The sequence below is a fragment of the uncultured Aquimonas sp. genome, from assembly GCF_937888285.1.
Classification (GTDB): domain Bacteria; phylum Pseudomonadota; class Gammaproteobacteria; order Xanthomonadales; family Xanthomonadaceae; genus Aquimonas.
Genome location: NZ_CALART010000047.1, coordinates 1 through 21147 on the forward strand (window position 1 = coordinate 1; position 21147 = coordinate 21147).

At 67.8% G+C, this 21147-nt stretch carries 15 protein-coding genes; 13 read left to right on the forward strand and 2 right to left on the reverse strand.

The window, feature by feature from the left end:
• Positions 1-218 precede the first annotated feature (218 nt).
• Positions 219-1175, reverse strand: coding sequence for a class I SAM-dependent methyltransferase (locus Q0654_RS10465; protein ID WP_298853518.1), 957 nt, complete (start codon positions 1173-1175; stop codon positions 219-221).
• Between the two features lie 227 nt (positions 1176-1402).
• Between Q0654_RS10465 and Q0654_RS10470 the strand changes: the two genes are divergently transcribed.
• The gene (locus tag Q0654_RS10470) at positions 1403-2665 is read left to right on the forward strand and encodes an aspartyl/asparaginyl beta-hydroxylase domain-containing protein (RefSeq protein WP_298853520.1); all 1263 of its coding nucleotides are present in this window, start codon (positions 1403-1405) and stop codon (positions 2663-2665) included.
• A gap of 172 nt (positions 2666-2837) precedes the next feature.
• Here Q0654_RS10470 and Q0654_RS10475 read toward each other — a convergent pair whose 3' ends face one another.
• The gene (locus tag Q0654_RS10475) at positions 2838-5669 is read right to left on the reverse strand and encodes a TonB-dependent receptor (protein ID WP_298853523.1); all 2832 of its coding nucleotides are present in this window, start codon (positions 5667-5669) and stop codon (positions 2838-2840) included.
• A 282-nt stretch (positions 5670-5951) separates the two neighbouring features.
• Here Q0654_RS10475 and Q0654_RS10480 point away from each other — a divergent pair, with 282 nt between their 5' ends.
• From Q0654_RS10480 to Q0654_RS10535, 12 genes are all read left to right on the forward strand, one after another.
• Entirely contained in the window at positions 5952-7199 is a 1248-nt protein-coding gene (locus Q0654_RS10480; protein WP_298853526.1) for an HD-GYP domain-containing protein, read from the forward strand.
• Positions 7200-7221: 22 nt separating this feature from the next.
• A complete protein-coding gene (locus Q0654_RS10485; protein WP_298853529.1) occupies positions 7222-8451 on the forward strand; it encodes an EAL domain-containing protein in 1230 nt (409 codons plus the stop codon).
• Positions 8452-8539: 88 nt separating this feature from the next.
• Positions 8540-10531, forward strand: coding sequence for a transketolase (tkt, locus tag Q0654_RS10490; protein ID WP_298853532.1), 1992 nt, complete (start codon positions 8540-8542; stop codon positions 10529-10531).
• Between the two features lie 807 nt (positions 10532-11338).
• Positions 11339-12061 carry an HAD family hydrolase gene (locus Q0654_RS10495; RefSeq protein ID WP_298853535.1) on the forward strand — a complete coding sequence of 241 codons (723 nt, stop codon included), beginning with the start codon at positions 11339-11341 and terminating at the stop codon, positions 12059-12061.
• 64 nt (positions 12062-12125) lie between these two features.
• Positions 12126-12881 (forward strand): zinc-ribbon and DUF3426 domain-containing protein, encoded by a 756-nt coding sequence (locus Q0654_RS10500; RefSeq protein ID WP_298853536.1) that lies wholly within the window; start codon positions 12126-12128, stop codon positions 12879-12881.
• A 193-nt stretch (positions 12882-13074) separates the two neighbouring features.
• Positions 13075-14103, forward strand: a complete 1029-nt coding sequence (locus Q0654_RS10505) for a GGDEF domain-containing protein (RefSeq protein ID WP_298853538.1) — start codon at positions 13075-13077, stop codon at positions 14101-14103.
• Between the two features lie 485 nt (positions 14104-14588).
• Positions 14589-16130 carry a 2-isopropylmalate synthase gene (locus Q0654_RS10510; protein ID WP_298853540.1) on the forward strand — a complete coding sequence of 514 codons (1542 nt, stop codon included), beginning with the start codon at positions 14589-14591 and terminating at the stop codon, positions 16128-16130.
• A gap of 200 nt (positions 16131-16330) precedes the next feature.
• On the forward strand, positions 16331-17746 hold the full coding sequence (gene leuC, locus Q0654_RS10515) for a 3-isopropylmalate dehydratase large subunit (RefSeq protein WP_298853542.1): 1416 nt from the start codon (positions 16331-16333) through the stop codon (positions 17744-17746).
• Positions 17746-18354 (forward strand): 3-isopropylmalate dehydratase small subunit, encoded by a 609-nt coding sequence (gene leuD, locus Q0654_RS10520; protein WP_298853544.1) that lies wholly within the window; start codon positions 17746-17748, stop codon positions 18352-18354. Before leuC ends, leuD begins: the two co-directional genes overlap by 1 nt.
• The gene (gene leuB, locus Q0654_RS10525) at positions 18344-19432 is read left to right on the forward strand and encodes a 3-isopropylmalate dehydrogenase (protein ID WP_298853546.1); all 1089 of its coding nucleotides are present in this window, start codon (positions 18344-18346) and stop codon (positions 19430-19432) included. The genes leuD and leuB overlap by 11 nt, the downstream gene beginning before the upstream one ends.
• A 362-nt stretch (positions 19433-19794) precedes the next feature.
• On the forward strand, positions 19795-20403 hold the full coding sequence (locus tag Q0654_RS10530) for a DUF998 domain-containing protein (protein WP_298853549.1): 609 nt from the start codon (positions 19795-19797) through the stop codon (positions 20401-20403).
• Positions 20404-20566: 163 nt separating this feature from the next.
• On the forward strand, positions 20567-20971 hold the full coding sequence (locus Q0654_RS10535) for a hypothetical protein (RefSeq protein ID WP_298853553.1): 405 nt from the start codon (positions 20567-20569) through the stop codon (positions 20969-20971).
• Positions 20972-21147 lie beyond the last annotated feature (176 nt).

Consider the following 21147-nt stretch of genomic DNA (forward strand, 5'->3'; position numbering starts at 1 on the left):
GGACTTACACAAATCCGGGATGAGCGGGTCCAAGGGAACTGGGTGGCAAGACATCGGCGCGTGATCGCGCGACATGGCAGGAATGCCGTACCGTCCGCTGCCAGCGCAGGTGGCGTATGAATGATGCGCAGTCGAGATGCGGACCCGGCTCGGGCGTGAGCGGCATCCACAAATCGCCGCTTCCGCTGCGCGAGAGTGCCTGAACCGTCGAGGCCGAGTCAGGACTTGTGCAGCCTCAGCAGCCATCCCACGAGGTGGGTGCGGGCATGGTTGAGCGGCTCTGCTGCAGCGATCTCGAATCCCGCGCTTTCGGCTTCTGTGCGTATTCGTTCGAACCTGTTCGCATCCACTGCATGGCGGGTGAGGTCGTTGAGTCGGCGCCATGCGGATCTCAGGTCTTCTTCGGCGCGGTCCACCTCAAGACCGATAAGGCTTGGCTGCGTACGTGTGCGCGCGGCCAGCAGGCTGCGGGTTGCATCCAGCGCAATCATGAGAATCCGGCCGGATTCCGGCCGTCCAATCCGCAGCTGATCGAGCGCCTGCCGCAGCTGCCGGATCGCCGCAGTCAGCTCCTGCTGGGCGTGGCTCAGAAAGTCGGGGGAGGGGGTCTCCGCAGTGACCAGACGGTGCAGCTTGCGATAGATGCGAGTTTGCTTGAAGACCAGGTCACACTCGGCCATCGAGCCCCGCGCAGATTCGATGAGAACGGACTGCGCATGATGCAGGATGAACTGTGCATGCCCTCGGGGCACCACAACTCGCGCGATCTCGCCCAGCGAGGCCGCCGTGTCGCCGTACTCGAGTGCGTAGTGTCCGCTCACGCCCTCGAAGCATGCGTCAGCAAAGGGCAGCCTCTCATTGGGGACGCCCGCATGGAAGCGCACACCCTCGAACCTCTGTGCGCCTCCGGGCACGAATGCGACGGGGTCGATCTGCGCGAGATCGGTCGCATCAATCCACCAGTCTGCAGCACGCTTCCGCGCTGCCTCGCGCGCCATCAGCGGCAGTACGCCGTTGCCGGTGCCGATATCGAGCAGGTGGGCACGCTGAGGCAGGAGATCGAAATACGCCTGCCAGGCCTCGTGCAGTTCAAGGTCATACAGACCGTCTGGACCCACCGGGCCGGTGGCAATGGCGCCGCCGCGGTAGTAGGTCTCCCATTGGGTAAGGCTCACGCAGACTCCGAAGGGTGTTGGGTGCGGCAGGCGCGCGGGCGGGCTTGGGGCCGTGGGCACCGGAGGCTGGCGGGCGACGCCACGCAAGCGCCGGGTGTCGATGTGTTCCCCACGCGCAGTGGCGCGTCCTCGGGTAGCCAAGTATATCGCTCATCGTCGGGAGGCAGCCGGGTCACAGTACAGCCGCTATTCTTGAAGTCACGATTTCAATCTCAGGCGGGCGGGAGATGCAGAACACCATAGAAGCGCTGGCACAGGCCGCATTGCGAGCGGCCCAGCAAGGTCAGCTGGCCCAGGCCGGCAGGCTCTGGCGCGAAGTGAGGCAGCTGAAGCCCGACCATCCTGTTGCGCTTCATCATCTCGGTATGGAGGCGCTGCACCGCGGTGCGGCCGCCGAGGCCCTGGAGCTGCTCCAGCTGGCACATCGTGCAGCCCCTGCCGAACCGATGATCCTCGTCAGTTTGGCGATGGCGCTACGCGATCGCGCGGATACCGAGGGCGAGGGCCGGGCTTTGACCCAAGCCTTGACTCTTGACCCGTACTGCCTGCCGGCGCTGCTCGCTCGCGCTGCTCTGGTTGAGCGTGAGGCGGGGGCTCGTGCGGCAGCTCCGCACTATCGCAACGCACTCCGCGCGGCGCCCCCTGAGCGCGCATGGCCTCCGCAGCTGCGTACGACACTTGCGCATGCCCGGCAGTGCGTTGATCGGGTCAGCGAGGCGCTCAGCGAGTTTCTTGAGGCGAGGCTCGGGCGGGCACGCGACGGGCTCAGCCCCAATGAAGCGGAACGCTGGCGCGAGGCCGGCGCTCTACTGGCAGGGCGCTCCCAGCCCTATCCCGCGAAACCGAATCGGCTTCTGGTTCCGCGTCTTCCCGCAGTGCCTTTCTTCGATCGCTCACAGTTCGACTGGGTGGATGCCCTCGAGAGCCGCACCGCGGAAATCACCGAGGAACTGCGTGCCGTCCATGCGGAGGCGCAGGAGGATTTCCAACCCTATGTCGCCTACGAGCCCGGCACGCCCGTCAACCAGTGGCAGGAGCTGAATCATTCGCGGCGATGGAGCAGCTATTTCCTCTGGCAACACGGCGCACCCGTCGAGGCTCACCAGCGCGCCTGTCCGCGCACTGCCGGGGCGCTCGCCGAAGTGGAGATGGCCGAGATCGGCGGCCTGTGTCCGAACGCCATGTTCTCCGCGCTCGCACCGCATACGCACATCCCTCCGCACCACGGCGAGACCAATGCCCGGCTGGTGGTGCACCTGCCCCTGATCGTGCCGGACCACTGCCGTTACCGCGTGGGTTTCGAACACCGCCGCTGGCACGTGGGTGAAGTGCTGATCTTTGATGACAGCATCGAGCACGAAGCCCGCAACGACAGCGATGAGCTGCGTGTCGTGTTGATCTTCGATGTCTGGAATCCCCTGCTGTCCGCCGCAGAGCGCGAGATGGTGCGCGAAATCAGTGCGGCACTCCCGGAGTTCGAGCGCAGCTGACTAGGCGCGGATTGTCGATAAGGGCATATGGAGTAGACCGAGGGAGTCCCCTGATTCGCAGCGCTCCACTGGGCGCTGGGGCCCGGAGTTGACGAGAGCGAACTGGAGACGACCAAAAAAAGCGGCGGGCACAGGGCCCGCCGCTTTCAGGTACACACTCAGCCGAAGCTGATCAGAAACGAACGTTGACGCTGGTGAAGATGAAGCGACCCAGCTGGTCGTAACCGCCCGGTGCGTTGGCATTGAGCGCATTGTCGACGCCCACCAGCGGCGGCTCCTTGTCGGCAATGTTGTTGATGCCCAAGGTCAGGTCGATGTTGTCGGCCAGTGCAAGCGAGCCCGACAGATCGATATAGCTGTAGCCAGGGATTCCGCCCTTCGCCGCGACCAGCAGGTCATCTTCCAGCGGCTCGCCGTCGACTCCGATGTAGTCCATCTCGCCGAAGTAGCGCCAGCGGAGGTTCAGCGACCAGCTGTCACGCGAATAGCGAACGTTGGCGATATGGCGCCAATCGTTGTTCTGACAGCTTTCGTTGATGAGGCCTGCGCAGTCGAACTCGGTGTTCGGCACGCCCGGCAGCGGCGAGCTCCTCTGCTCGAGAATCTTCGTGCCAACGAAGTTGGTGAAGAAGCGGCCACCCAGAGCTTCGAACGTGTAGTTCACGTTCAGGTCGATGCCGTTGGTGGCCAGCTCACCAAAGTTCTGCGTCGTGTTGCGCACGAAGTTGTCGTCGTCCAGCCAGATGTCGCCATCGGGGCCGCGCTGGATCAGGTTACACACGCCCGGCAGACCGGTATCCAGGCAGGTGCGCAGGATGGTCGCCGCGCCGATGCCCGTGATGGTGTCTTCGATCTCGATGTCGTAGTAGTCGAGTGCGAAGGACAGGTCCTCGGTGGGGGTGAAGACCACGCCCACCGTATACGTGTCAGCCTGCTCCGGCGTCAGGTTCGGATTACCGCCAATGAACTGGTTGTTCTGACCGGCAGGGTTGCTCGGAATTCTGCCGTACTGAGCTGCAGTGACACCGGTGCGCGCACACTCAGCGGCTGAACGGCTCGGGGTCGCGCCAGCACACGGGTCGGCGCCGGCGAACAACGCGGTGCGCTGCAACGAGAACAGGTCGTTGATACCGGGCGCGCGGATGGCGCGGTTGTAGCCTACGCGCGGACGGAACATGCCGATCTCGCTGATGAAGCCCAGCTTGTAGGTGTTGGCGCCGCCAGAGCGATCGTAGTCGGAGTAGCGGTAGCCGAGATCGAAGTCCAGCGACTTGAAGACGCCATCGCCCACGAACAGCGGAACCAGCGCTTCCATGAACACTTCGTTGACCTTGGTTTCGCCATTGATCGGCGGCGCCGAAGAGCCGGCACCGGCGAAGTTGCCGGCCGCGCTGTCGTTGTCCGACACGGAGGCGAAGGATTCGCGGCGATGCTCCACACCGAAGACGCCGAAGATCGTCGAGCCGCCGGCAGTCGGGAGACCGAAGCCAAAATCACCCGTTGCGAAGGCGTTGAAGACTTCCAGCTCGGTATCGGTCTTGTTGAAGCTCACACCGGCCAGGGCGTTCGCTGCCGCCGGAGTCACACCGCCGTCCCGCCAGACGTTCCAGAACTGGCATCCGGCGAAGGAGCCGGCCGGGCAGCCGAGCAGGCCGTTGGTGATGCGCGAGATCAGGAAGTCGTTGTAGCCCTGGGTGTCGTTGGACGTGCGCGCGAAGAGGTAAGACGCGTCATAGTTCCAAGTGGAACCGATGTTGCCCTTGGCGCCGACCACGAAGCGGTAGGACAGGTCGCTCGTCTCTTGGCGACGGGGGCCGCCCTCGACGTTACGGCGCAGCACATTGACCTGGAAGGGCTGGGTCGGATCCAGGCCGAGGTCGGAGCACAGGGTGCCGAAGATCGGGTTCGCGCAGCTCTGGCCACGCAAGGCCACGTTGAACGCGCCGGACTCGGCGATCTGCAAGCTGTCCTTGCGGTTCACCAGCATGGCTTCGAAGTACGGGGTGAAGAACTCGTTCACCTCGTAGCTGATCGCGGTGCCGGCGGTGTAGCGCTCGTCCGGGCGCTGGTAGTAGTTCGGCGGCGCGTAGTTATAGAGGTTGCGAACGCCGTTCGACCAGCGGCCGGCGCTGTTGAAGCTCGCAAAGCCGAGGTTGCGCACGCCGGGCTGAGCGACCAGGAAGTTACCGGTATCGCTGGTGGCGGAGCCACCGCAGGCGGTGCCCGCAGCGTTCAGGGCGCACGAGGCGTAATCGCGATCGGCGTGGAACAGCGGGTCGTTCTCGCGGTAGGTCACCCACGCCATGGCGTGGCCGGAGCCGTCGCCGATTCGACCGCCCCAGGCCAGATCAAGATTCTTGCTGGCGCCGTCGAGACCGGAGTTGCCGTCCTCGAACGCAAAGCCGCTGGTACGCTGCAGGCCCTGCATGTAGTCGTTGCGGTTGTCGTGCTGGTAGGCCGAATAGCCTGCATTGATGCTGAAACCTTCGAACTCGGTGTCGAGCATGAAGTTAACCACGCCGGCAACGGCGTCTGAGCCGTACACGGCCGAGGCGCCACCGGTGAGGATGTCGACGCGGTTGATCAGCGCAGCGGGAATGATGCTGATGTCACGCAGCTCACCGGTCGGGCCCGGCGGCAAACGGCGGCCATTGACCAGGGTCAGGGTGCGCTGGGCGCCCAAATTGCGCAGCGACACGGTCGCGTAACCCGTCGACGGGTTGTTGGTCTGCGAGTCGAAAGCCGGATTCAGCTGCGGATACTGGTTGACGAGGTCGTCAACGCGGGTCGCGCCGGAGAGCGCGAAATCTTCGCGCTGGATTTCAGTGACCGGGGCGGACGAGGTCACGGTCTGGCTCTGGATGCGCGAGCCGGTGACCACGATCTGGTCGAGGGAGGTGGGTGTTTCCTCTTCTTGCGCGTACGCCGGAGCGGCCACGAGGGCGGCGGTGCCGGCGACGAGGGCGAAGCGGATAGCGCCCGACAGCGGGTTGAACTTTGACATCGGCTATGTCTCCAAACAGTTGGCTGGGATCGGGGCGGCGCCCGAAGACCTCAACCGCCCCCGGAACTGGGACAGCGGTTCCTGGATGCTAACACAATGTTTACAAGGCTCCGCCAGCCTTGCGGCGCCTCGATACCGGTTCTTTTCGCGCGCGAGACCTTCCGCTTTGCGGAGCGCGGAGGCCTTGGGCGCACGCACTGCAAGGCGACGGAGTAGCATCGCGCTCCGAATCCAGGTGCGGGTCTTGCAGCATGCGGGCGGCAGGCAACAGGGGGCGATGCGGTGGCGATTGAGGAGCGCAGCCTTCCGCTGGAGGCCCTGCAGCCCGGCATGTTCGTGTGCCGTATCGAGCTTCCATGGAGTGAAACCCCGTTCGCCCTGCAGGGACTGCAGATCGCCTCGCGCGCTGACATCGAGGCGCTGAGGCCCTACACGCGTACGGCCGTCGTCGATTTCCGCCGCAGCGTCCTGCCCGAGGGCCGCAGCCTGCTGCTCACCCTGGGCTACTGCGCGCCGGCGGGAGTTCGCCTGCCGGAGCTGCGCCCGTACCCCGAGGCGCTGCCGGTGGAGCAGGAGCTGCCGCGCGCGCGCTCGGCCCGGCGCACGGCGATGGGATTGGCGCGGCGCCTGCAGGACGACCTGCGCGCAGGTCGACCGCTGGAGCTGGAGCAGCTGGGCGAAGCCGTGCAGCCGGTGGTGGCCAGCGTGCTGCGCAGTCCCGACGCCTTCTTCTGGCTGGTCGCGCTGCGTCGTCGCGACCCCTATGCCTACGCGCACGCCTTGAACAGCGCGGCGCTGGCAACCGCACTGGGCCGGCAGATCGGCCTGCCGGCGGAACTGCTGGTCGAACTGGCCGGCGCTGCCCTGCTGATGGACATCGGCATGTCGCTGTTGCCGGATGGCCTGTGCAACCACGGCCTGCTGCTTTCACCCGCGGAGCACCGGCAGGTGCAGCAGCACGTAGCCTTGGGACTCGACGCGCTGGCTTCGCGGCCCGGGGTCAGCGAGTCCCAGCTGGAGTGGATCGCCGCCCATCACGAGCGCCACGATGGCAGCGGCTATCCGCAGGGGCTGTCCGGCGCCGGCATTCCGCTGTTCGCACGCATGCTCGGGCTGGCCGATACCTACGACGCCCTGTGCTCCGACCGCCCACACCAGAAGGGTTTGTCGCGCCACGACGCGACCCAGTGGCTGTACCGGGAGCGCGACCGCCTGTTCCAGGCCGAGCTGGTCGAGCAGTTCGGGCAGGCGCTTGGCGTCTATCCCACCGGCACCCTGATCGAGCTCTCAAGCGGCGAGGTGGCGGTGGTCAGCCAGCAGAACGCAGCGCGCCGGCTGTTCCCCAAGATCACCGTGCTCACGTATCCCGACAAGACGATCAACCCGGCCTTCCCGCAGGTCGATCTCTGGCTGGACGATGCCGTCGCCGGTGGGCGCCGCACCATCCTCCGCGCACTTCGGCCGGGTGCCCATGGCATCGATCTGGGCCAGCTGTTCCTGGTAGACGATGCCAGCGAGGCGGCTGAATGAGCGCGTGCGTGAGGCATCCAGCATGCCTGAGCTGAGCCCCGACTGGCCCGGCCTGCGCGCCTACATCGACGGCCAGCGCGCGGGTTCGGATCCCCTGCCGCTGGCGCTGCTGCACCTGCACCTGCGCAGACACCGCAGCCTGCGCGCCCGGCTCGGCGAGGATGTGCTGCGGGCGCTCAGCGAGCGCGTGCTGCAGCGGGTGTGGCGGGTGCTGCGGACGCAGGATCGGGTGCTCGTGCTGAGCGATTCGGACCTGCTGATCGCCCTGCCGGAGATGCTCAGCGCCGGCCACGCCCGCCTGGCCGCGCAGGCCCTGCAGCGTGCCCTTTTGGAACCCGTGCAGTTCGACGAACTGATCCTGCGCGTGCAGCCGGAGATCGGGCTGGCGCTGGCGCCCCTGCACGGTGCCGACGCCTCGGCCCTGCAGCGCGCCGCGGCCGCCGCATCGGAAGCTGCGCGCACGGCCGCCGGCGGCATCGCCGAAGCCACCGGTGCGCCTGCACCTCTCCTTTATGCGGACCTCGCCCGCGATCTGCGCGCCAATGCCCTGACCGTCGAGTTCCAGCCGATCGTGCGCCTGCGCGATGGGCGTCGGATCGGCTTCGAGGCGCTGGCGCGCTGGCGCCATCCGCGCTCCGGCGAGCGGGTGCCCCCCGCGCTGTTCGTTGTCCAGGCCGAAGAGGCCGGGCTGGTGCCCGAGCTCACGCGCTGGAGCCTGCAGGCGGCCCTGCGCGAGTTCAAACCCCTGCATGCCGCCGACCCCAGCCTGCACTGCGCGCTGAATCTCTCGGCCCGCGCCTTCGAGGACAGCGCCCTGGTCGAGCAGATCGAATCGGCGCTGGCGATCTGGGGCCTGCCGCCCGCCGCCTTGCTGCTGGAGATCACCGAGACCGCCCTGCTGGAGGAGCCCCAGCGCAATGCCCGCCAGCTCTCGCGCCTGCGCGCGCTCGGCGTCGGCGTCGCCCTGGACGATTTCGGCCAGGGCTATTCCTCGTTTGGCTACCTGCAGTTCCTGGAGCTCAGCCTGCTCAAGATCGACCGGCGCTTTCTCGAGCGCCTGGAGGGGGCACGCGAGCGCGGCCTGGTGCAGTCGATGATCCAGCTCGCGCATCGCCTGCAGATGCAGGTGGTTGCCGAAGGCGTGGAGACGCCCGAGGTGGCAGGAGTCTTGGCGCAGCTCGGCTGCGATTTCGCCCAGGGCTGGCATTTCGGGCATCCGCAGCCGGCCGCGCACTGGCTGGCAGGAGGCTGAGGCGCACGGGCCGGATCCGCGTTTGCCCCCCTCGGAGGCGCTCGGCGACAATGCGCGGCTTACCGCCCCGTCGCCCTTGGAAACCCCGATGCCCAGCCGTCGCGAACTCGCCAACGCCATCCGCTTCCTTTCCGCCGACGCCGTCGAGGCGGCCAAGAGCGGCCACCCGGGCATGCCGATGGGCATGGCCGACATCGCCGAAGTGCTGTGGAACGATGTGCTGAAGCACAACCCGGCCAACCCCCATTGGGCCAACCGCGACCGTTTCGTGGTTTCCAATGGCCATGGCTCGATGCTGCTGTACTCGCTGCTGCATCTGGCTGGCTATGACCTGCCGATCGACGAGCTGAAGCGTTTCCGTCAGCTGCACTCGAAGACCCCGGGCCACCCCGAGGCCTTCCACACCCCGGGCGTGGAGACCACCACCGGCCCGCTGGGCCAGGGCCTGGCCAACGCGGTCGGCATGGCGCTGGCCGAGAAGGTGCTGGCGCGCCGCTTCAATCGTCCGGGTCAGGCCGTGGTCGACCACCATACCTATGTGTTCCTCGGCGACGGCTGCCTGATGGAGGGCATCAGCCACGAGGCCTGCTCGCTGGCGGGCACCATGAAGCTCGGCAAGCTGATCGCCTTCTGGGACGACAACGGCATCTCGATCGACGGCGAGGTCCACGGCTGGTTCACCGACGACACGCCGGCGCGCTTCGAGGCCTATGGCTGGCAGGTGATCCGCCGCGTCGACGGTCACGACCCCGAGGAGATCGCCCAGGCCATCCGCACCGCCCAGGCCGAGAGCGATCGCCCCACCCTGATCTGCTGCCGCACCACCATCGGCTATGGCGCGCCGACCAAGGCCGGCAAGGAGGCTTGCCACGGCGCCCCGCTGGGCAAGGATGAAATCGCCGGCGCCCGCGCCGCGCTCAAGTGGCCGCATGCGCCCTTCGAGATTCCCCAGGACATCTACGCCGGCTGGCGCGCCCGCGATCTTGCCGGTGCGGAGGCGCAGTGGAACGCGATGTTCCAGGCCTACGCGCAGGCGAACCCCGAGCTTGCCGCCGAGTTCGAGCGGCGCATGCGCGGCGAGCTGCCGGCCGACTTCGTGGCAGCGGCGGATGCCTATATCGCCAAGCTGCAGGCCCAAGGCCCGATCGTGGCTTCGCGCAAGGCTTCGCAGATGGCGCTGGAAGCCTTTGGCCCGCTGCTGCCGGAGCTGATCGGCGGCTCAGCCGATCTGGCCGGCTCCAACCTGACGATCTGGAAGGGTTCCAAGGACGTCAACGCCGAAGACCCCGACGCCAACTATGTCTATTACGGTGTGCGCGAGTTCGGCATGAGCGCCATGGCCAATGGCCTGGCCCTGCACGGCGGCTTCCTGCCCTACGACGCCACCTTCCTGGTGTTCAGCGACTACGCGCGCAATGCCCTGCGCATGTCGGCGCTGATCCCGACGCGCACCATCCACGTGTTCACCCATGACTCGATTGGTCTGGGCGAGGACGGCCCCACCCACCAGCCGGTCGAGCATCTGGCCAGCCTGCGCTACATCCCCAACAACCACGTCTGGCGCCCCTGCGATGCGGTGGAGAGCGCGGTCAGCTGGAAAGCGGCGATCACCCGCACCGACGGCCCGAGCTGCCTGATCTTCAGCCGCCAGAACCTGCAGCACCAGCAGCGCACGGCCGAGCAGGTCGCCGACATCGCGCGCGGCGGCTACGTGCTGACCGACCCGCCGGAAGCGCGCTTCGATCTGATCCTGATCGCCAGCGGCAGCGAGGTCGAACTCGCCATGCAGGCGGCACGTGCGCTGGAAGCCGAGGGCACCAAGGTGCGGGTTGTCAGCATGCCCTGCAGCAATGTGTTCGATGCCCAGCCGATCGAGTGGCGCGAAGGCGTGCTGCCCGGCTGGTGCCGCAAGCGCATCGCCATCGAGGCCGGCGTGTCCGACTTCTGGCGCAAGTACGTGGGCCTCGACGGCGCCGTCATCGGCATCGACAGCTTCGGCGCCTCGGCACCGGCGGACCAGCTGTTCAAGCACTACGGGTTCACGGTGGAGAAGATCGTGGCGGCGGCGAAGGGGCTTTGACGGCCGGGATTCGGGATTGGGGATTCGGGATTCGATAGGAGCAGGCTGCGCTTCGTGGGATTGATGCGAAGTCGATGGGGCTCTGGCATTGACTCTCGCTTCTCGCTTCTCGCTTCTCGCTTCTCGCTTCCTGCGTTGGCTCTTGCGGGCGGGAGCCCGCGCTCTTTTCGGGGCCCCTGGGGAGCGGCGAGGCTCGGTCGATCAGCCCGCAGGGGCGCCGGCAGGGATGCCGGCGATGTTCGTGACAGTGCAGGGATGCACTGTCCACGAACACCGGCCGAGGCTCGCGAACCCTGAGCGCAGGGATGCGCGAAGGGCGCGGACGAGCAGGCCTTTCTTTTGGTTCCTTTTCTTTGGCCACGCAAAGTGAGGGACTCGGGCAGCCCAAAGGGCTGGCCGAAAGCTCTTGCTCCTCGCTTCCAGCAACAGCGCGACGAAGCGCAACCGAGGCAAGTGTGGAGCTCATGGTGGGCCAGGGCCCACCCTATGCGGCCCGGCGCCCGCACGGTTCGCCGAATGCCTGGCAGGTCGATTGAGGCAGGCAGGAGCCGAGTCGGATCGGCAGTTCGGATCCATAGGCAGGGCTCCGCCCGGCCCTCACCCCAACCCCTCTCCCTTGGGAGACGGGCCCACAGCGCGCACAACCACTGGAGGCTTCGTTGAAAACTCCCTCGTCATTCGGGTGTTTGGATTTGCAAGCTGTGAGCAGCGCGAACAGCTACTGGAGGCTTCGTTGAAAACTCCCTCGTCATTCGGGTGTTTGGATTTGCAAGCTGTGAGCAGCGCGAACAGCTACTGGAGGCTTCGTTGAAAACTCCTTCGTCATTCGCACTTGTAGGCTTCGACGCCGACGACACCCTCTGGCACAGCGAAATCCACTTCCAGCAGGCCCACGCCGAATTCGAACGCATCGTCGGCCAGTACGTCGACCTCGCCGATGCCGGTCTGCACCAGCGCATGCTCGACACCGAGCGCCGCAACATCAGATTGTTCGGCTATGGCGCCAAGGGCATGTGCCTGTCGATGATCGAGACCGCGATCGCGCTGACGCAGGAGCGCATCAGCGCGGCCGACATCCACCGACTGCTGGACCTGGGCAAGGGCATCCTCACCCACCCGGTCGAACTGCTCCCGGACGTGCGCGCGGCGGTCGAGGCGGCGGCGGAGATCGCGCCGCTGGTGCTGATCACCAAGGGCGATCTGTTCCACCAGGAAGCCAAGATCCGCCAGTCCGGTCTCTCCGATCTGTTCCCGCGCATCGAGATCGTTTCGGAGAAGGACCCGCAGACCTATGTCCGCGTGCTCGGCGAGTGCGAGGTCGCGCCCGCGCGCTTCGCGATGGTTGGCAATTCGCTGCGCTCGGACATCGAGCCGGTGCTGGCGCTGGGCGGCGCCGGCGTGCACGTGCCCTACGCGGTGACCTGGGCGCTGGAGGCCGAGCACGCCGTCGATCCCACGCACCCGCGCCTGCGCTGCGTTCAGCACACGGCCGATGTCCCGGCCGCCCTGCGTGAGCTCGCTGCGTCCTGAGCCCAGGGCGCTCCGATCGCGCTAGCTTCTGGCAGTCTTTCCGAATCCCCAATTCCCAATCCCCATGTACACCCAATGCCCCCACTGCCTGACGGTCCACGCGCTCAACGCCGCGCAGATTGCGCTGGGTCGGGGCGAGCTGGTGTGCGGCGTCTGCGAGAAGCAGTTCAACGGGCTGGAGCGTCTGGCGGACAGTCCGGCCCAGGCGTCCGCGGGCTACGGCCGCGGCAGCCTGGCGCAGGCGCCGCGGGTGCTGCCCGAGGGCATGGCCGACCCGCGTGAGAAGCCGCCCGAAGGCGTGCCGGCGGGGCCGGCAGCGCCGCAGTTCGTCCTGCGCAAGCGACGCGCAAAGGCCATGCCCAGCGGTCGCTGGTGGGCGGCGTGCGTGGTGCTGGGGCTGCTGCTCGCCGGGCAGATCGTGCTCGCCCAGCGCGCCGAGCTTGCCCAGGACGCCGCGCTGCGGCCGTGGCTGCAGCGGCTGTGCGGCGCGCTGTCCTGCGACCTGCCTGCGTATGCCGCGCCGGAACGCATCGTCCTGCTCAACCGTGATGTCAGCCCCCACCCATCGGTGGCGGACGCCCTGCTGATCACCGCCAGCTTCCGCAACGATGCGGTCTGGCCACAGGCGTGGCCCGTGCTGGAGCTCAGCATGGCCGACCTCGATGGCCGCCTCGTCGCACTGCGGCGCTTCAGCGTGGCCGATTACCTGGGCCAGCCGCCCGAGCGGCCGGTGCTCGCGCCGGGCGAATCGGTGCTTGTGGAGCTGGAGGTGGTGGACCCGGGCAACCAGGCCATCGCCTTCGAGTTCAGCTTTCTCTGAGCATCGTGCGGGGCATCGACCTGGAGCGAAAGGGCTGGCCGCGGAGTCGAGGCGGGGCAGGCGCCGCCGTCATGATCCCGCATCGTCCCGCATCGACCAAGGCCGCAGGCCGGGTTGCGCCGATTGGTCGCGGGCCTGCTGTTACACTCGCGGCGCCCTGCTGCCGGGCCTGCGCAAGAGAGAAGCCCCGCCGATGAACCCGCGCCCCCCGGACCCCGATCTGCCTGCCCTCGACGATGAGGCTGGACGTGACGCGCGCAGGCTCTCCGCCGAAGAGCTGAGCCTGTTCGAGCGCATCGGCGAGCGCCGCGTGGTGGCCGCCGGCGAGCTGATCTTCCGGCGCGGCGAGCTGGGTCGCACCATGTTCGTGGTGGTGGAAGGCGAGGTCGCCCTGGAGTTCGGCGACGGCATGCGCGACAAGCGCATCGGGCCCAGCGAGTTCTTCGGCGAGCTCGCGTTCTTCATCGGCAACCACGCGCGGCTGGCCAGCGCCGTCGCGCTCGGCCCCTGCCTGCTGGTGGCGGTCTCCAACGGCGACTTCGACGCCCTGCTCGAGCACGAGCCGGCGATGATCGCGCGCTTCATGCGCCGCAGCTTCGCCTATCTCGTCGCCAGTGAACAGCAGCTGATCCTCAACCTCAAGCGCCGCAACGAGGAGCTGCTGCTCACGCTCGATTCTCTGCGCCAGACCCGCACTCGCCTGAACAATGCCGAGACCCTGGTGCAGACCGACGAGCTGACCGGCCTGCGCAACCGCCGCGGCCTGTACGCCCATCTCGACGAGATCGAACACCTGCCGCGACCCGGTGCGCTCGGCCTGCTGCTGATCGACCTCGATGACTTCAAGGCGATCAACGACAGCTTCGGCCACATCACCGGCGATCGCGTGCTCGAAGCCGTGGCCGGCCAGCTGCGACGCATCGCCGGCGAGCACGACGTGCCCGCGCGCCTGGGCGGCGACGAGTTCGCCCTGCTGGTCCGGGTCGAACGCCCCGAAGAGGTGGAAATGCGCGCACGCGGTCTGGTCGACAGCGTGCGCCTGCTGGCCCTGCCCGAACCCCTGCATGGCACCACGCTCACGATCAGCGTGGGTGCGGTGGTCTGCGATGCCGAGGCAGGCTGGTCGGTCTGGTACAGCCAGGCGGATCGCCTGCTCTACCGCGCCAAGGCCGAAGGCGGCGACGACTTCCGTTTCCAGGGCGTCGAATCGCCCAGCGTCTGAAGCCCGCGCTCAGGGCAATACTGATCAAGTCCATCCTGGCCTTGATCAGTCGTCGCGAGTCCGGCACAGGTCCGGACTCGCTTTCGCTGGATCAAGCATTTACGTGCTCGATCCGCGGGCGCGCCTTCCATGGCGCGCGACAACGCTGAAGTCTTCAGCGTTGCCTTAGACCATCGGCGCATGTCACCGCGGGCGGACTTGACAAGTTCGCCGCAGCGCATCAAGACTGCGGCCCATGCCCTCGAAGCCGACCTCCAGCAGCCTCACCCGCGATCGCCTCCCGGCGGCGTCGCTGCTGCTTATCGGCCTTCTTCTTCGACCGCACAGGTGCGGACTCGAACTCTAGGGCGCGTGTAGCAGGCTGAAACCCGAGAATCCGAGAACCCCGCACCGGGAAACCGAGGCGGGGTTTTTCTTTGCCTGCGGTTTGCCAAGCCCCTCGAACGACATCCGACCCTTCGATCTTGAAACCCGCTGGAGCCGCCATGAGCCACCGCATCCGCATCTTCGACACCACCCTGCGCGACGGCGAGCAGTCGCCGGGCGCCAGCATGGGCCCCGCCCAGAAGAAGGTGATGGCGCGCGCGCTCGCCGAGCTTGGCGTCGACATCATCGAGACCGGCTTTCCGGCGAGCTCCCAGGCCGACCGCGAATCCACCGACGCGATCGCCCGGGAGATCGGCCAGCACGTCACGCTCGCCACCCTGTCGCGCTGCGCCGAGGCCGACATCGAAGCCTGCGCGCGTGCCATGGAGAAGGCGCACCGGCCGCGCATCCACGTGTTCATTTCGACGAGCCCGTTGCACCGCAAGTTCAAGCTGGGCTTGAGCGAGCAGCAGGTGATCGAGCGCGCCGAAAGCGCGGTGGCCTATGCGCGGCGCTACTTCGACGACGTCGAGTTCTCGGCCGAGGATGCGATCCGCACCGAGTTCGAGGTACTGGCGAAGGCTTTCGGCGCCGCGGCGCGCGCGGGCGCGACCACACTCAACGTGCCCGATACCGTCGGCTACACCACGCCCGAGGAAATCCGCAGCCTGTTCGAGCGCCTGCGCGTGGCGGTGCCCGGTGAGCACCTGGTCTGGAGCGCGCACTGCCACAACGACCTCGGCCTGGCCGTGGCCAACTCGCTGGCGGCGATCGAAGGCGGCGCGCGCCAGGTCGAATGCACGGTCAATGGCATCGGCGAGCGCGCCGGCAACTGTGCAGTGGAAGAACTGGTGATGGCACTGCGCGTGCGTCAGGGCTTCTATGGCGCCGATACCGGCATCCGCAGCGAGCGTCTGGTGCCGACCTCGCGTCTGCTGCAGCGCCTGACCGGCATGATGGTCCAGCGCAACAAGGCCGTGGTTGGCGTCAATGCCTTTGCGCACGAGGCGGGCATCCACCAGCACGGCATGCTGAAGAACCGCGAGACCTACGAGATCATGCGCCCCGAGGACGTCGGTTGGCCCAAGTCCGAGCTCGTTCTGGGGCGTCACAGCGGTCGCGCGGCCTTGAGCGAGCGCCTGCGCGCGCTGGGCTTCGTGTTCGAGGACGACGAGTTCGAGCACGTGTTCGCCAACTTCAAGGCGCTGACCGAAACCCAGCGCGTGGTCGGCGACCGCGACCTGGAGCAGCTGATCCTGGGCGCCACCGCCAGCGCGGGTCAGGGCTATCGACTGGCCTCCATGCGCATCTCGGACGCTGGCGGCTCGGCCCGCGCCGAGGTCGAACTGTCCGACCCCGAGGGCAACCATGTGGCCGAAAGCGCCGACAGCGACGGCCCGGTGGCTGCGCTGTTCGCGGCCATGGCGGCGGCCACCGGCATCGAACTCAAGCTGGAGAGCTACCAGGTGCACAGCATCGGCATGGGCAGCCACGCCCGCGGCGAGGCCAGCCTGTCGGTCAGCTACGAGGACGAGGAGTACACCGGCGTCGGCGTCAGCCGCGACATCATCGAGGCCAGTGCCTTGGCCTGGCTGGATGTCGCCAACCGCCTGCTGCGCAAGCGCGAGATCGCGCCTGCTGCGGCAACGGCGTCGGCTTGACCGAGGGCCCTGCTGCAAGCCCCTCTCCCCTGGAGGGAGAGGGGTTGGGGAGAGGGGGTAAAGCTCGCCGCAAGCGTTCTACCCCTCTCCCCCGCCCCCTCTCCCTCAGGGGGAGAGGGGAGCAGAGCCCGCACTGATCAAAGTATCGAAGCGTGCTCTAGCGAATCCCCAATCCCGAATCCCCTATCCCGGCTCTCAACATGCCCCGCACCCTCTTCGACAAACTCTGGGACGCCCACGTCGTCGTCCCTGAAACCGAGTCCGCGCCCGCGGTGCTATTCATCGACCTGCATCTGCTGCACGAGGTCACCAGCCCGCAGGCCTTCTCCGAGATCGAGGCGCGGGGACTTTCGCCGCGCTGCCCCGAGCGCTGTATGGCGACCATGGACCACAGCACGCCGACCCTGCCGGCCGATGCGAACGGCCGTCTGCCCTACGCGACGGCGGCTTCCGAGAAACAGGTCGACCAGCTGCGCGAGAACTGCGCGCGCCACGGCATCGAGCTGTTCGACATGGGCGACGCGCGCCGCGGCATCGTGCATGTGGTCGCGCCCGAGCTGGGCCTGACGCGGCCGGGCATGACCATCGTCTGCGGCGACAGCCACACCAGCACGCACGGCGCCTTCGGCGCGATGGCGTTTGGCATCGGCACCAGCGAGGTCGGCCACGTGCTGGCGACCCAGTGCCTGCTGCAGCGCAAGCCCAGGACCATGGCGATCGAGGTCGAGGGCGAGCTGGCACCCGGCGTCGGCGCCAAGGATGTGATCCTGCACGTGATCGGGGTGATCGGGGTCAACGGCGGAACGGGTTACGCGCTGGAGTACCGCGGCTCGGCGATCCGCGCGATGGACATGGAAGCGCGCATGACCCTGTGCAACATGTCGATCGAGGCGGGCGCGCGCTGCGGCATGGTCGCGCCCGATGCCACCACCTTCGAGTGGCTGCGCCGCGCGCCGCGTGCGCCCAAGGGTGCGGCCTTCGAGGCGGCGATGATCGAGTGGTCGAAGTTCACCAGCGATGCCGACGCTGCGTTCGACCGCGTGGTGCGCATCGATGCGGCGGACATCCGCCCGACGCTGACCTGGGGCACGCATCCCGGCACCGCGATCGCAGTCGATGCCGTGGTGCCGGAGCCGGCCGACGCCAGTGCCCGCAAGGGGCTGGACTACATGGGCTTCGAGGCGGGCTTCGGTCTGGTCGGCCAGCCGGTCGACGTGGTCTTTGTCGGCAGCTGCACCAATGGCCGCCTCGCCGATCTGCGCGAAGTGGCAAGAATCTTGAGCGGCCGCCGCGTGCATCCGCGCGTGCGCATGCTGGTGGTGGCCGGCTCCGAGAAGGTCAAGCGCGAGGCCGAGGCCGAGGGCATCGACGCGATCGTGCGTGCCGCCGGCGCCGAATGGCGCGAGCCCGGCTGCTCGATGTGCATCGCCATGAACGGCGACATCGTCGCGCCCGGCCAGCTCGCGGTCAGCACCAGCAACCGCAACTTCGAGGGCCGGCAAGGGCAGGGCGCGCGCACCGTGCTGGCCTCGCCGCTGTCGGCGGCCGCTGCCGCGGTTGCCGGCCGCATCGCCGATCCTCGCGAATTCCTCACCGCCACCGCCGAGGTCGCCTGATGAGCGCCATCACTTACATCCGCAGCCGCGCCGTGGTGCTGCGTGGCGAGAACATCGATACCGACCAGATCATTCCGGCGCGGTTTCTTTCGACCACCACCCGCGCGGGTCTGGGCCAGCACGCCTTCAGCGACTGGCGCCGTGATCCGGGCTTCGCCTTCAACCAGCCGGCGAACGCAGGAAGGCAGATCCTGATCGCCGGCCGCAACTTCGGCTGCGGCAGCTCGCGCGAGCACGCGCCCTGGGCGCTGACCGACCTCGGCCTGAAGGCCGTGGTCAGCAGCCAGATCGCCGACATCTTCCGCAACAACGCGCTCAAGAACGGGCTGGTGCCGATCGTGCTGGACGAGGCGATCGTGCAGCACCTGATGCAGCAGGCCGACGGCGAATTCGCCATCGACATCGCCGCCTGCACGCTGACCACCCCGCAGGGCCAGGTGCATCGCTTCCCGCTGGATGCCTTCGCCCGCACCTGCCTGCTCGAAGGCGTCGACGAACTCGGCTACCTGCTTGCGCGCGAGGCCGCGATCAGCGCCTTCGAGTCCGCCCGCACCCGCGATTTCTCCCTGCCCACGCCCGCCACCGAGGAGCCTGCCCATGCGCGCTGAGATCGTCCTGCTGCCCGGTGACGGCATCGGCCCGGAAGTGACATCCGCCGCCGTCGACGTGCTGAAGCGCGTGGCCACGCGCCACGGCCACGACTTCCACTTCCAGACCCAGCTGATCGGCGGCGCTGCGATTGATGCCACCGGCGAGCCGCTGCCGGCGGCCACGCTCGCCGCCTGCCGCAAGGCGGATGCGATCCTGCTGGGTGCGGTGGGTGGACCGAAGTGGTCGGATCCGAAAGCCAAGGTGAGGCCCGAACAGGGCCTGCTCGCGATCCGCCAGGCGCTGGGCCTGTACGCCAACCTGCGCCCGGTGACCCCGCACCCGGCGGTGCTGGATCGCGCGCCGATCAAGCCGCATCTCTTGAACGGCGTCGACCTGCTGGTGGTGCGCGAGCTGACCGGCGGCATCTACTTCGGCGAGCGCACCCGCAGCGAGCACGGCGCTTCCGACCTGTGCGTGTACTCGGTCGCCGAGATCGAGCGGGTGGTCCGCCGCGCCTTCGGCTTTGCCCGCGCGCGCCGCGGCTACCTGGTCAGCGTCGACAAGGCCAATGTGCTGGAGACCTCGCGGCTGTGGCGCGAGGTCGCCACGCGGATCGGTGCGGAGGAGTTCCCGGACGTGCGCCTGGAGCACCAGCTGGTGGACTCGATGGCCATGCACTTGATTGCGCGCCCGCGCGAGTACGACGTCATCGTCACCGAAAACATGTTCGGCGACATCCTCACCGACGAGGCCTCGATGCTCGCCGGCTCGCTGGGCCTGCTGCCCAGCGCCTCGCTGGGCGAAGGCAGGCGCGGCATCTACGAGCCGATCCACGGCAGCGCACCCGACATTGCCGGCCGCGGCATCGCCAACCCGATCGCCACGATCCTGAGTGCAGCCATGCTGCTGCGACATTCGCTGTGCCTCGAAGACGAAGCCCGCGAAATCGAGCGTGCCGTCAGCGAGGTGCTGGATGCCAAGGTCTTCAGCGCCGACATTGCCGGAGGCGAGCGCGCCCACTCGACGCACGAAGTCGCCAACGCCGTGCTGGAGCGCCTGCCCGAGCGGCATCCGGCGGTGGCGATGCGGGATTGATCTTGAGCCGGGATTCGGGGTGAGGCGGCGCGTTTGCGCGGCACTGCCGCGCGCGCCGGCGAACGCCCGAACGCTGCGCGCGAGGGCCGGGTCCGGGATTCGGGATTCGCAGGTGAATCCGCGGCGAAAGTCTCTTCAGCCGGGATTCGGGGCCATGACCATCTCATGGGGTGGGCCCAGGCCCGCCAAGGGCTTACCACCTTCCCCCGGTCCGCGATGCTCTACGGGGTCGCACCAAGCGAGATCACGCGGACGGCCTGGAGGGCCGCGCCTACGATGACTGACGTCTCTTTAGAGTCTCCGAGCCCGTGGCCCCGATGGCTGGCCGCGTAGCACGCGCTTCCCATGTCATTGTTCTGCCCATGATCCGAACCCTCGCCCTGCTCGGCCCCCTTGTCTTCCTGTGCACCGCCATCACCGTGCAGGCCCTGCATACCCGCTATGACTGGGTGCGGGCACCGCTGTCCTTCTATCTGTCCGGGCCGCATGGTCCCTGGCTGCAGGCCGCCTATGCGTTCCTCGCCGCGGCGATCTCGGCGCAGGCCTGGCTGAGCTGGCGCGGCGAGCGCGCCGGCGTGCTGAACACCGTGGCCCTCATGCTGTTCTTTGGCGGTGCGATCGCCCTCGTGATCACCGCCGTCTTTCCCGGCGGCTCGCCGGCTGGCGCGGTGCCGCCCTTCGAGCATCGCCTGCATGCACTGAGCGCCTTGCTGGCCTTTGGCTTGACCGGCCTGGGCTTGCTCCTGCGCGGCGCGCTCGACTGGTCGCGCGGCGAGCGCATGTTCCTGCCGCTGGCGCTGCTGGCCGTCGGCTGCCTGCTGCTGCATGTGTTCGTGCGTGAGCTGCCGCGCGGGGCAAGCCAGAAGCTGACGATTGCGCTGTACCTGCTGTGGCTCTGGCTGCACGGCTGGCGGGTGCCGAAAGGCTTGGCTCCGGTGCCTGCCCGACCCGGGGACGGAACAGCGCCCTGAGCTGTGCCCGCCGCAATACCCGGCGAGATGCGGCGCCCACACGGTGCCCCGGATGCGACGGCCTGTAACGGTCGTCGGCACTCTGTCTTGTGGCATCTTCACTGCTTCGCCACACTTGCGAAGGCCGCTGCCGCGGCCTTTCCCTGACCACGGAGTTCGAGCCATGCGCCTGTCGCGCCGCTATCTGCTGATCCTGTTGCCTCTGCTTCTGCTGCTGATGGGCGCGCGTCAGGCGCCGCTCTCCGATCCCGACCCGATCGCGGTGCCGGCCGGGCTGGAGCTCAAGACGGTCGAACGCGAGATCAAGCGTGCGCTGATCGGCCGCGGCTGGACCATCACCGCCGAGGCCGAGGGCCAGATCGATTCCACCTTGAACGTGCGCGCCCACGCCGCGCGCGTGCGCATCAGCTACGACGCCCAGCAGGTCGCGCTGGCCTACGTGTCAAGCGAGAACCTCGCCTACGAGGAGAAGCGCGGCGAGCGCTATATCCACAAGAACTACGCGAGCTGGGTGAACAACGTGCTGACTGACCTCTCGCGCGGCCTGCAGATGGCGGCGATCGAGTAGGGCTGGCGCGGAGCTGCCGACCACGCCTGTCACCTTGGCCGGCGTTGTCGGCGGATCGGCTTCGGCGAAGGCTCGGCGTCCTTCGCCGGTGTAGGTGCGCGACACGCGCACCCTACAATCACGAGCGACGCCGTGCGCTCAACGAAGCCCGCTACGCGGTTCGCGTAGGGTGCGCC

What these genes read in the sequence shown, in the direction of transcription:
- Q0654_RS10470 (WP_298853520.1), top strand. Translation starts at nt 1,403, where the DNA reads ATGCAGAACACCATAGAAGCGCTGGCACAGGCCGCATTGCGAGCGGCC.
- Q0654_RS10475 (WP_298853523.1), bottom strand. Translation starts at nt 5,669, where the DNA reads ATGTCAAAGTTCAACCCGCTGTCGGGCGCTATCCGCTTCGCCCTCGTC.
- Q0654_RS10485 (WP_298853529.1), top strand. Translation starts at nt 7,222, where the DNA reads ATGCCTGAGCTGAGCCCCGACTGGCCCGGCCTGCGCGCCTACATCGAC.
- tkt (WP_298853532.1), top strand. Translation starts at nt 8,540, where the DNA reads ATGCCCAGCCGTCGCGAACTCGCCAACGCCATCCGCTTCCTTTCCGCC.
- Q0654_RS10500 (WP_298853536.1), top strand. Translation starts at nt 12,126, where the DNA reads ATGTACACCCAATGCCCCCACTGCCTGACGGTCCACGCGCTCAACGCC.
- Q0654_RS10505 (WP_298853538.1), top strand. Translation starts at nt 13,075, where the DNA reads ATGAACCCGCGCCCCCCGGACCCCGATCTGCCTGCCCTCGACGATGAG.
- Q0654_RS10510 (WP_298853540.1), top strand. Translation starts at nt 14,589, where the DNA reads ATGAGCCACCGCATCCGCATCTTCGACACCACCCTGCGCGACGGCGAG.
- leuC (WP_298853542.1), top strand. Translation starts at nt 16,331, where the DNA reads ATGCCCCGCACCCTCTTCGACAAACTCTGGGACGCCCACGTCGTCGTC.
- leuD (WP_298853544.1), top strand. Translation starts at nt 17,746, where the DNA reads ATGAGCGCCATCACTTACATCCGCAGCCGCGCCGTGGTGCTGCGTGGC.
- leuB (WP_298853546.1), top strand. Translation starts at nt 18,344, where the DNA reads ATGCGCGCTGAGATCGTCCTGCTGCCCGGTGACGGCATCGGCCCGGAA.
- Q0654_RS10530 (WP_298853549.1), top strand. Translation starts at nt 19,795, where the DNA reads ATGATCCGAACCCTCGCCCTGCTCGGCCCCCTTGTCTTCCTGTGCACC.
- Q0654_RS10535 (WP_298853553.1), top strand. Translation starts at nt 20,567, where the DNA reads ATGCGCCTGTCGCGCCGCTATCTGCTGATCCTGTTGCCTCTGCTTCTG.